The organism is Pseudomonas sp. S32, from assembly GCF_016648095.1.
In the GTDB taxonomy this organism is placed as follows: domain Bacteria; phylum Pseudomonadota; class Gammaproteobacteria; order Pseudomonadales; family Pseudomonadaceae; genus Aquipseudomonas; species Aquipseudomonas parafulva.
The window spans coordinates 1-9,451 of sequence record NZ_JACVVF010000082.1 but is presented as its reverse complement, the minus strand read 5'-3'; the positions used below and the strand labels follow the sequence as shown (position 1 = coordinate 9,451).

The 9,451-nt window shown below is 62.1% G+C and carries 8 protein-coding genes; all 8 read left to right on the top strand.

The features are described from left to right. Positions 1-390: 390 nt before the first annotated feature. The 8 genes from gmd (at position 391) to IAE38_RS23160 (ending at position 9,316) form a co-directional block, all read left to right on the top strand. A complete protein-coding gene (gmd, locus tag IAE38_RS23195) occupies positions 391-1,422 on the top strand; it encodes a GDP-mannose 4,6-dehydratase (protein WP_201214936.1) in 1,032 nt (343 codons plus the stop codon). Further along, complete coding sequence (locus tag IAE38_RS23190; RefSeq protein ID WP_201214937.1) at positions 1,422-2,318, top strand: GDP-mannose 4,6-dehydratase; 897 nt, start codon at positions 1,422-1,424, stop codon at positions 2,316-2,318. Before gmd ends, IAE38_RS23190 begins: the two co-directional genes overlap by 1 nt. Beyond that, positions 2,315-3,457, top strand: coding sequence for a glycosyltransferase family 4 protein (locus IAE38_RS23185; RefSeq protein WP_201219501.1), 1,143 nt, complete (start codon positions 2,315-2,317; stop codon positions 3,455-3,457). Before IAE38_RS23190 ends, IAE38_RS23185 begins: the two co-directional genes overlap by 4 nt. Next, on the top strand, positions 3,454-4,563 hold the full coding sequence (locus IAE38_RS23180) for a glycosyltransferase family 4 protein (RefSeq protein ID WP_201219499.1): 1,110 nt from the start codon (positions 3,454-3,456) through the stop codon (positions 4,561-4,563). The genes IAE38_RS23185 and IAE38_RS23180 overlap by 4 nt, the downstream gene beginning before the upstream one ends. Before the next feature lie 69 nt (positions 4,564-4,632). Then, positions 4,633-5,604: a UDP-glucose 4-epimerase family protein gene (locus tag IAE38_RS23175; RefSeq protein WP_201219497.1), complete on the top strand. Its 972-nt coding sequence runs from the start codon at positions 4,633-4,635 to the stop codon at positions 5,602-5,604. Then, complete coding sequence (locus IAE38_RS23170; protein ID WP_201219495.1) at positions 5,601-6,605, top strand: MraY family glycosyltransferase; 1,005 nt, start codon at positions 5,601-5,603, stop codon at positions 6,603-6,605. Before IAE38_RS23175 ends, IAE38_RS23170 begins: the two co-directional genes overlap by 4 nt. Positions 6,606-6,707: 102 nt before the next feature. After that, positions 6,708-8,726, top strand: a complete 2,019-nt coding sequence (locus tag IAE38_RS23165; RefSeq protein ID WP_201219493.1) for a polysaccharide biosynthesis protein — start codon at positions 6,708-6,710, stop codon at positions 8,724-8,726. A 254-nt stretch (positions 8,727-8,980) separates the two neighbouring features. Continuing rightward, positions 8,981-9,316, top strand: a complete 336-nt coding sequence (locus tag IAE38_RS23160; protein WP_201165217.1) for a ComEA family DNA-binding protein — start codon at positions 8,981-8,983, stop codon at positions 9,314-9,316. The last annotated feature ends 135 nt before the right edge of the window (positions 9,317-9,451 follow it).

The window sequence follows — 9,451 nt, the reverse complement described above, 5'->3', positions numbered from 1 at the left end:
CGAGCGCAGCTCGCGATGCGCCGCGCGGGCGGCGCTCGGTCTAACAGGCGCAGAGCGTGTTGTGGCGAACACTTAACGGCCATGATGCACCCTCGAACCGGTGCCTTGCCTGAAGAAGGTGGTGGGGCTGATAGTGCTCACCTTCGGAACATTCCTACACCAGCCAAGCTGGCGATATCCTCCCCCGGAACTTATTCTCCACCACCGGTTCCTAACCCGTTCAACAAGGCCTGACCAGCGGCGTCCGGTGCTTCGGTGGTTTGCAAGTCGAGTAGTCCCCCCGACCCATGTATACTGCGGCATCGAACTGAATGCGCGCGGCTGGAAGCGCTGCGTCACGCCCAATAATCACACATGCCCGCACGGCACTATCGGAGTTGGTTAAGTCGCATGAAAGCAATCGTTACTGGGATCACTGGTCAAGACGGCGCCTACCTGGCGGAACTGCTGCTGGAGAAGGGCTACACGGTGTACGGCACCTACCGTCGCACCAGCTCGGTTAACTTCTGGCGCATCGAGGAGTTGGGCATCCACACCAACCCTAACCTGCACCTGGTCGAGTACGACCTCACCGACCTGTCGGCCAGCATCCGCCTGCTGCAAACCACCGAAGCCACCGAGGTCTACAACCTCGCCGCGCAAAGCTTCGTAGGTGTGTCCTTCGAACAGCCGCTGACCACCGCCGAAATCACCGGCCTGGGCGCGGTCAACCTGCTGGAAGCCATCCGCATCGTCAACCCGAAGGTACGCTTCTACCAAGCCTCCACTTCGGAAATGTTCGGCAAGGTGCAGGAAATTCCGCAAGTCGAAACCACCCCGTTCTACCCGCGTAGCCCCTACGGTGTGGCCAAGCTGTACGCCCACTGGATGACCATCAACTACCGCGAGTCGTACAACATCTTTGCCACCAGCGGCATCCTGTTCAACCACGAGTCGCCCCTGCGTGGCCGTGAGTTCGTGACCCGCAAGATCACCGACTCGGTCGCCAAGATCAAGCTGGGCCTGCTGGACAAGCTGGAGCTGGGCAACCTGGACGCCAAGCGCGACTGGGGCTTCGCCAAAGAGTACGTCGAAGGCATGTGGCGCATGCTGCAGGCTGACGAGCCAGACACCTTCGTACTGGCCACCAACCGCACCGAAACCGTACGTGACTTTGTCACCATGGCCTTTAAGGCAGCTGGCATCGAGATCAACTGGGCCGGTAAGGATGAAGCCGAGCAGGGCACCTGCGCCGCCACCGGCAAAGTGCTGGTAGTGATCAACCCGAAATTCTACCGCCCGGCCGAAGTCGAGCTGCTGATCGGCAACCCAGCCAAAGCGAAAGAAGTACTGGGCTGGGAGCCTAAAACCAGCCTGGAAGAGCTGTGCCGCATGATGGTCGAAGCCGACCTGCGTCGTAACGAAAAAGGGTTCTCGTTCTGATGCAAATGGCCAGCAAACGCGCGCTAATCACCGGGGTACAAGGGTTTACGGGCCGCTATATGGCGGCCGAACTGCGGGCCCATGGTTATGAAGTGATCGGTACCGGGAGCCAGCCATTGGCAGTGCCCGGCTACCACCAGGTTGATCTTACTGATGGGCCTGGCTTGCACGCGTTGCTGGCCGAAGTGCAGCCAGATGTGGTCGTGCATCTGGCTGCCATTGCGTTTGTCGGGCACGGCGCTGCCGATGCTTTCTATCAGGTGAACCTGATCGGCACGCGCAACCTGCTCGAAGCCATTGCGGCCTGTGGCAAAGCACCTGAGTGTGTGCTGGTCGCCAGCAGCGCCAATGTTTATGGCAATGTTTCCGAAGGGATGCTGGACGAGCAGACGCCACCCGCGCCTGCCAACGACTACGCCGTCAGCAAGTTGGCGATGGAGTATATGGCACGGCTATGGTGCGACCGGCTGCCTATCGTTATCACGCGTCCGTTCAACTACACCGGGGTAGGGCAGGCTGAAAACTTCTTGCTGCCCAAGATCGTTTCACACTTCCAGCGCAAGGCCAGCACCATCGAGCTGGGTAACCTGGACGTATGGCGCGATTTCAGCGATGTGCGTGCGGTGGTGCGGGCTTATCGCGGCCTGATCGAGGCACGTGCTGTCGGCCAGACGGTGAACGTAAGCTCAGGCATTACCCATTCGCTGCGCGAAGTGATCGCCAGGTGCGAAACCATTACCGGCCATACGCTGGATGTGCAGGTAAACCCTGCGTTCGTGCGCGCCAATGAAGTAAAAACCCTGTGCGGCGACAACAGCCGCCTGCGCGCACTGGTGCCTGGCTGGGAAACGCCTGCGCTGGATGAAACGCTGGGTTGGATGCTTGCCGGTAAATGAAGGTCATTCTTTCCGTTGAGCCTGTACGCTTTCCACTGACCGGCATTGGCCGCTATACCTACGAACTGGCCAGCCGGTTGCAACACAGCAGTGGCATCAGCCAACTGCGCCTGTTTGCCGGGCGCAGGTTTCTGGCCGAACTGCCCAAGCCGGCTCAGCAATCGGACGCGGTGCACGGGCTCAAGCGCTTCGTGCAGAAAAACGCCCTGGCTGTGGAAGCCTATCGGCGCCTGATGCCCTACCTGCGGCAACGGGCACTGCGCGGGCATGATGACTTCCTCTACCACAGCCCCAACTACTACCTGCCGAAATTTGCCGGCCGCAGCGTGGCCACCTTCCACGACCTGTCGCCGTTCACCTGGGCGCATTGCCACACCCCCCAGCTGGCGCGCTACCTGCAAAAAGAGCTCACGCTCACGCTGGACCGCGCCGATGCGCTCATCACCGACTCGGCCTATACCCGGCAAGAACTGGCAGATTATTTCAACTGGCCCATTGAGCGCATTCACACTTTGCCCTTGGCCAGCTCGCCCGAGTTTCACCCCCGCAGCCCTGCGCAGCTGCGGGAAGGGCTCGCCCGTCATGGCCTGGAGCCGGGCGGCTACAGCCTGTTCGTCGGCACCATCGAGCCGCGCAAGAACCTGCAGAACCTGCTGGATGCCTATGGCCGGCTGCCCCTGGCACTCCGCCGCCGCTGGCCGTTGATCATCACCGGCTACCATGGCTGGCGCAGCGAGGCCATTCATGCCCGCATCGCTGAGGCCCAGCAGCAGGGCTGGGCCCGCTACCTGGGCTTTGCCCCCAGCGAAGACCTGCCCTTGCTGTTCGCCGGCGCCAGGCTGTTTACCTTCCCCTCGCATTACGAAGGCTTTGGCTTGCCCGTGCTTGAGGCGATGAGTTCCGGCGTGCCGGTGGTGTGCTCCAACAGTTCGTCGTTGCCGGAGGTGGCGGGCCCGGCAGCGCTGATGTGCGCGCCGGATGATGTCGAAGCCCTGACTGCGCTGTTGCAGCGCGGCCTGGAAGACGAAGCCTGGCGCGAGGCAGCCGTGGCGCAAGGCCTTGCACATGCCAGTGGTTTCTCCTGGGAGCGCTGCGCCCAGGGCACCCTCGAGGTTTACAAAGCGGTCAGGGCACGATGATCAAGGTTCTGCATTTTTTCAAAACGTACTACCCGGACTCCATGGGTGGCATCGAGCAGGTGATCTTCCAGATTGCCGAGGGTACCCAAGCCCATGGCATCCAGCCTGAAGTGTTGTACTTGAGTAGCCGCGGGGCTGCGCGCAACGAACCCGTGGCCAACCACCTGACCCACCGCTCGAAGCTGGACCTGCATGTAGCCTCCACAGGCTTTTCCCTGTCTGCGTTCAAGGATTTCCGCGAGCTGGCCAGCCAGGCCGACATTGTTCACTTCCACTTCCCGTGGCCGTACATGGACCTGGTGCACTTCATGGCCGGCGTGAACAAGCCGACCGTGGTCAGCTACCACTCGGACATCGTCAAGCAGAAGTGGCTGCTCAAGCTGTATCAACCGTTGATGAACCGCTTTTTTGCCAGCGTGGATCGGGTTGTGGCGTCTTCACCCAATTACGCCGCCCATAGCCCGGTACTGACGCAGTTCAAGGACAAGGTGTCGATCATCCCTTATGGTCTGGACAGGTCCACCTATCCGCAGGCCAGCGTGGAAAAGCTCGCCTACTGGCGGGCACGGCTGCCACAGCGGTTCTTCCTGTTCGTTGGCGCGCTGCGCTATTACAAAGGGTTGGACTACCTGCTGGAGGCGGCGCGCATCAGCGGCCTGCCGGTGGTGATCATGGGTGGTGGCTTCCTGGAGGCTCAGCTGCGGCAACAGGCGGCGGATGCCGGCCTGGAGCAGGTGCAGTTTCTGGGTGGCCTGTTGGACGAGGACAAGGTGGCACTGCTGGAGCTGTGCTATGCCTTTACCTTCCCGTCGCACCTGCGTTCCGAGTCATTCGGCATTTCGTTGCTGGAGGCCGCCATGTACGGCAAGCCGCTGGTTTCGTGCGAGATGGGCTCGGGCACTACCTTCATCAACCTGGCCGACCAGACCGGTCTGGTAGTACCGCCGCGCGATGGCGCCGCATTGGCACAGGCCATGCAGCGTCTATGGGATGACCCTGAGATGGCGCGGGCCATGGGTGTGAAGGCACAGCGGCGGTACGAAGAGGTGTTCACGGCATCGGCCATGGCCAGTGCGTATGCCGAGCTCTACCGCAGTTTGTTGTAGCAGCGATACACGGCCAAACAAGGCGCGCAAGCTCTTCAATGACGCCTGGGCGAATCGAGAACGAATTTCATGGAACGACCCACAATACTCGTTACCGGTGCTAGTGGTTTTGTCGGCGGTGCCCTGTGCAGGCAACTGGCTCACAGCGACCTGGTGGCTACACGTGCGGCCCTGCGCAGTGGCGCAATGGCTCCGGTTGCGGCAATGCCGTCAGTCACTATAAAGGATCTGGACGCAGCCACCGACTGGGCAGCAGCCTTGGCTGGCATCCATGTAGTGGTACACGCCGCCGCACGCGTGCACGTGATGCATGAAACTGCTACCGATAGCCTTGCCGAGTTTCGCCGGGTCAACGTGGAGGGCACGCTGAACTTGGCACGGCAGGCCGCCGCCGCCGGTGTGCGCCGTTTCATTTTCATCAGCTCCATCAAGGTGAACGGTGAAACCAGCCAGCCAGGCAGCCCGTTGCGGGCCGATGATAAGCCTGCGCCCCAGGATGCTTACGGCGTGTCCAAGCACGAAGCCGAGCAAGGCCTGCATGCGCTGGCTGCAAGCACTGGCATGGAGGTTGTGGTCATTCGCCCGGTGCTGGTGTACGGCCCCGGGGTCAAGGCCAACTTCCTCAGCATGATGCGCTGGGTGCACCGCGGTGTGCCGTTGCCATTGGGCGCGGTACATAACCGCCGCAGCCTGGTATCGCTGGCAAACTTGGTTGACCTGATCACCACCTGCATCGATCACCCGGCCGCAGCGTGGCAGACGTTCCTGGCCAGCGATGGCGACGATGTTTCCCTCAGCCAGCTACTGCGGGCTTTGGGCCAAGCGATGGGCCGGCCAGCAAGGCTCCTGCCGGTACCCGCCGCGCTCTTGAAAACTGCCGCGTCGCTGCTGGGCCGCCGGGACCTGGCGCAGCGCTTGCTGGGCTCGCTGCAGGTGGACATCACCAAGAACCGCGAACTGTTGGGCTGGCACCCTCCTTATACGCTGCAGCAAGGCCTGACCCTGGCTGCCCTACCTTTTCTGGAAGCTCACCACCGATGATTTGGCTGATTGTGATTGCAGGCCTGGCAGCCTGGCTGCTGACCGGCGCACTGCGGCGCTATGCATTGGCTCGCAGCCTGCTGGACGTGCCCAATGCACGTAGCTCGCATACGCTGCCGACGCCGCGCGGTGGCGGCATGGCGTTCGTCGTTGCGTTTTTGGTGGGTGCACTAGGGCTTGCGCTTTGGGGGGCAGTAGACCCTTCAGCTCTGGTAGCTGTGCTGGGGGCAGGCGGTTTGGTGGCAGTCATCGGCTTTCTGGACGACCACGGGCATATCGCCGCCCGCTGGCGCCTGCTGGGCCATTTCGCCGCTGCCGCTTGGGGGCTGGCCTGGATAGGGGGCATGCCACCCATTAATATCTTCGGGTGGCCATTGCACGCGCTCTGGCTGAGCGTACCGCTGGGCCTGCTGTACCTGGTCTGGCTGCTCAACCTCTACAACTTCATGGACGGCATCGACGGCATCGCCAGTATCGAAGCCATCTGCGTGTGCCTGGGCGGTACGCTGCTGTTCTGGCTGGTGGGTGCGCCCGATGCGGCCTGGCTACCGCTGCTGCTGGCGGCCACCGTGACTGGCTTCCTGATCTGGAACTTCCCTCCGGCGCGCATTTTTATGGGCGACGCCGGCAGCGGGTTCCTCGGCATGGCACTCGGTTTGCTGGCATTACTGGCAGGTTGGGTAGACCCGCTACTATTCTGGGGGTGGTTAATACTTTTGGGTGTGTTCGTGGTCGACGCCACCTTCACCCTGGGGCGGCGCCTGCTGCGCGGCGAGAAGGTCTACGAAGCGCACCGCAGCCACGCCTACCAGTACGCTTCGCGGCGTCACGGCAGCCATCGCCAGGTAAGCCTGGCGGTGGCGGCCATCAACCTGGGCTGGCTGCTGCCGGTCGCTGTCGTGGTCGTGGTGTTCAAACTCGATGGGGCATGGGGAACCTTGGTGGCCTACGCGCCTCTGATACTGTTGGCAATCGCCTACCATGCAGGGGAAAAAGAATAGGATGCTCCAGCACTACAGGCGCCACCCAGCGTTTCTCAGCGCTGCTGATACCGCAGCGCCCAACGGCTTCACCCGAGGTGTTCTTGCCATGAGGAAAGCCCCATGAGCAATGCGAAAAGCGACAGGCTACGCCAATACCTGGTCAACCTGTCCCGCCGACAGAAGCGCCTCATTCAGGTGTGCACAGATGTAGTGCTCATCTGGCTTGCCCTGTGGCTGTCATTCATCGTGCGCCTGGGCGTCGACGAAATGTACAACCCCATCGTCGAGCACACCTGGCTGTTCATGGTGGCCCCCTGCGTTGCCATCCCGCTGTTCATCCGGTTTGGCATGTACCGCGCTGTCATGCGCTACTTCGGCAATGACGCCCTGGTCACCATCATCAAGGCCGTTACCCTGTCGGCGCTGATTCTGGCGGTGCTGGTGTACTGGCACAGCAACCACCAGGAAGTGGTCCCGCGCTCGATCATCTTCAACTACTGGTGGCTGAGCATGGTCATCATTGGCGGGTTGCGCCTGATCATGCGCCAGTACTTTCTGGGTGACTGGTTCACCGGTGCCCACCAGATTCCTTTTGCCAACCGTGACGATGGGATGATCAAGGTGGCCATCTACGGTGCCGGCACAGCCGGTAACCAGCTGCTGGCGGCCCTGCGCATGGGCCGGGTGATGCGGCCGGTGGCGTTCATCGACGACGACGGTGACCTGGCCAACCGGGTGATTTCCGGCCTGCAAGTGTACAAGCCCAAGCATCTGGAGCAGATGCTGAAAGAAACCGGCGCACAGGAGGTGCTGCTGGCGCTGCCATCTGCCACCCGCGCCAGGCGCCGGGAGATCCTGGCGCTGCTTGAGCCTTACCCGCTCCATGTCCGAAGCGTGCCAGCCTTCGCCGACCTGGCCACCGGGCGGGTGAAGGTGGATGACATCCAGGACGTGGACATCGCCGACCTGCTGGGCCGCGACCCTGTACCCGCCCAGGACGGCCTGCTGGAGCGCTGCGTGCACAAGCAGGTAGTACTGGTCACCGGTGCCGGCGGCTCCATAGGCGCGGAGCTGTGCCGGCAGATCATCGGCCTTGGGCCCAAGACCCTGCTGCTGCTGGACCACGCCGAATTCAACCTGTACAGCATTCTCAGCGAGCTGGAGCAACGTATTGCCCGTGAGTCGCTGACCGTGCAGTTGCTGCCCATTCTGGGCTCGGTGCGCAACCAGCAGCACCTGGCCGATGTGATGGGTACCTGGCGGGTAGATACGGTGTACCACGCTGCCGCCTACAAGCATGTGCCCATGGTGGAGCACAACATCGCCGAAGGCATCCTCAACAACGTCTACGGCACCCTGTGCACAGCCCAGGCGGCGCTGCAGACGGGGGTGGCGAACTTTGTGCTCATTTCCACCGATAAAGCCGTGCGCCCCACCAATGTGATGGGCAGCACCAAGCGGCTGTCCGAACTGATTTTGCAGGCGCTCAGCCGCGAAGCTGCCCCGGTGCTGTACGGCGACTGCAACAAGATTGCCCGGGTGAACAAAACCCGCTTCACCATGGTGCGCTTCGGCAATGTGCTGGGCTCGTCGGGCTCGGTAATTCCGCTGTTCCACCAGCAGATCAAGGCCGGTGGGCCGCTGACGGTGACCCACCCCAAGATCACCCGCTACTTCATGACCATCCCCGAAGCCGCGCAATTGGTGGTGCAGGCGGGGGCCATGGGGCAGGGCGGTGATGTGTTCGTGCTGGACATGGGCGAGCCGGTACGCATTGTCGAACTGGCCGAGAAGATGATTCACCTGTCTGGCCTGAGCGTGCGCAGCCCGGCCAACCCCCAGGGGGATATATCCATCGACTTCACCGGCTTGCGCCCAGGCGAGAAGCTGTACGAAGAATTGCTGATCGGTGACGACGTAGCCCCCACCGCGCACCCCATGATCATGGTGGCCAACGAGGACTTCGTGGCGTGGGAGCTGCTGCGCGAACGCCTGACGGCGCTGCTGGCTGCCGTGGCTGAAGATGATTTCACCCGGGTGCGCCAGTTGCTGCGGGAGCTGGTAAGCGGTTATTCACCACAGGGCGATATTGTGGACTGGGTGTACCTGCAGCGCCGCCAGGGGCCGGTAGACAGATAAAAGCGGCGTGGGGTGTAGGACCTTAAGTGCATCCCAGTCAGAGATGCCTTCGGGCCGCTGGTAAGTGGCCCGCAGACTCGCCGACAGGTCAAACAGGCATCCGCTCAGGATATGGAAACCTTGTTGCCTGGGTGTCTTAACTGGTAACCGTTCACCCCGCCTACAGCCTGTTTAACGCCGGGTTTCACCGCTAGAGTTGTCTGCGCAGCCGAAGGAAAAGCTGCCGCACACTGATCAACCCTAGGAGTTTCACCATGCGCAACAACGTATTGTCGTATCTGCTACTGCCCCTGTTCGCCAGCCTGTCGTTTTCCCTCAGCGCCGCGCCGGCTAGCACGCCATCGGTGCTGGAGCCGCTGCAGGTGGTCGCCCAACAGCACCCTGAAGCGCTACCACGTCTGGACATCAACAAGGCCGATGCCGCCACGCTGCAGAAAGAACTGAACGGCATCGGCAAGGCCAAGGCAGAGGCCATCGTGGCATACCGCGAAGCCCACGGGCCATTTACCTCGGTGGATGAGTTATTGGAAATCAAGGGCATCGGCAATGCGCTGCTGGAGCGCAACCGCGACAAAGTCACCGTGGAGTAACCCCGCACCTGTAGGAGCGAGCGCAGCTCGCGATGGGGTGCAAAGCACCCCCACCCCCGTAGCTGCGCCGCCGCCATCGCCGGGGGCGCTACGCACCCCATCGCGAGCTACGCTAGCTCCTACACAAACACACCC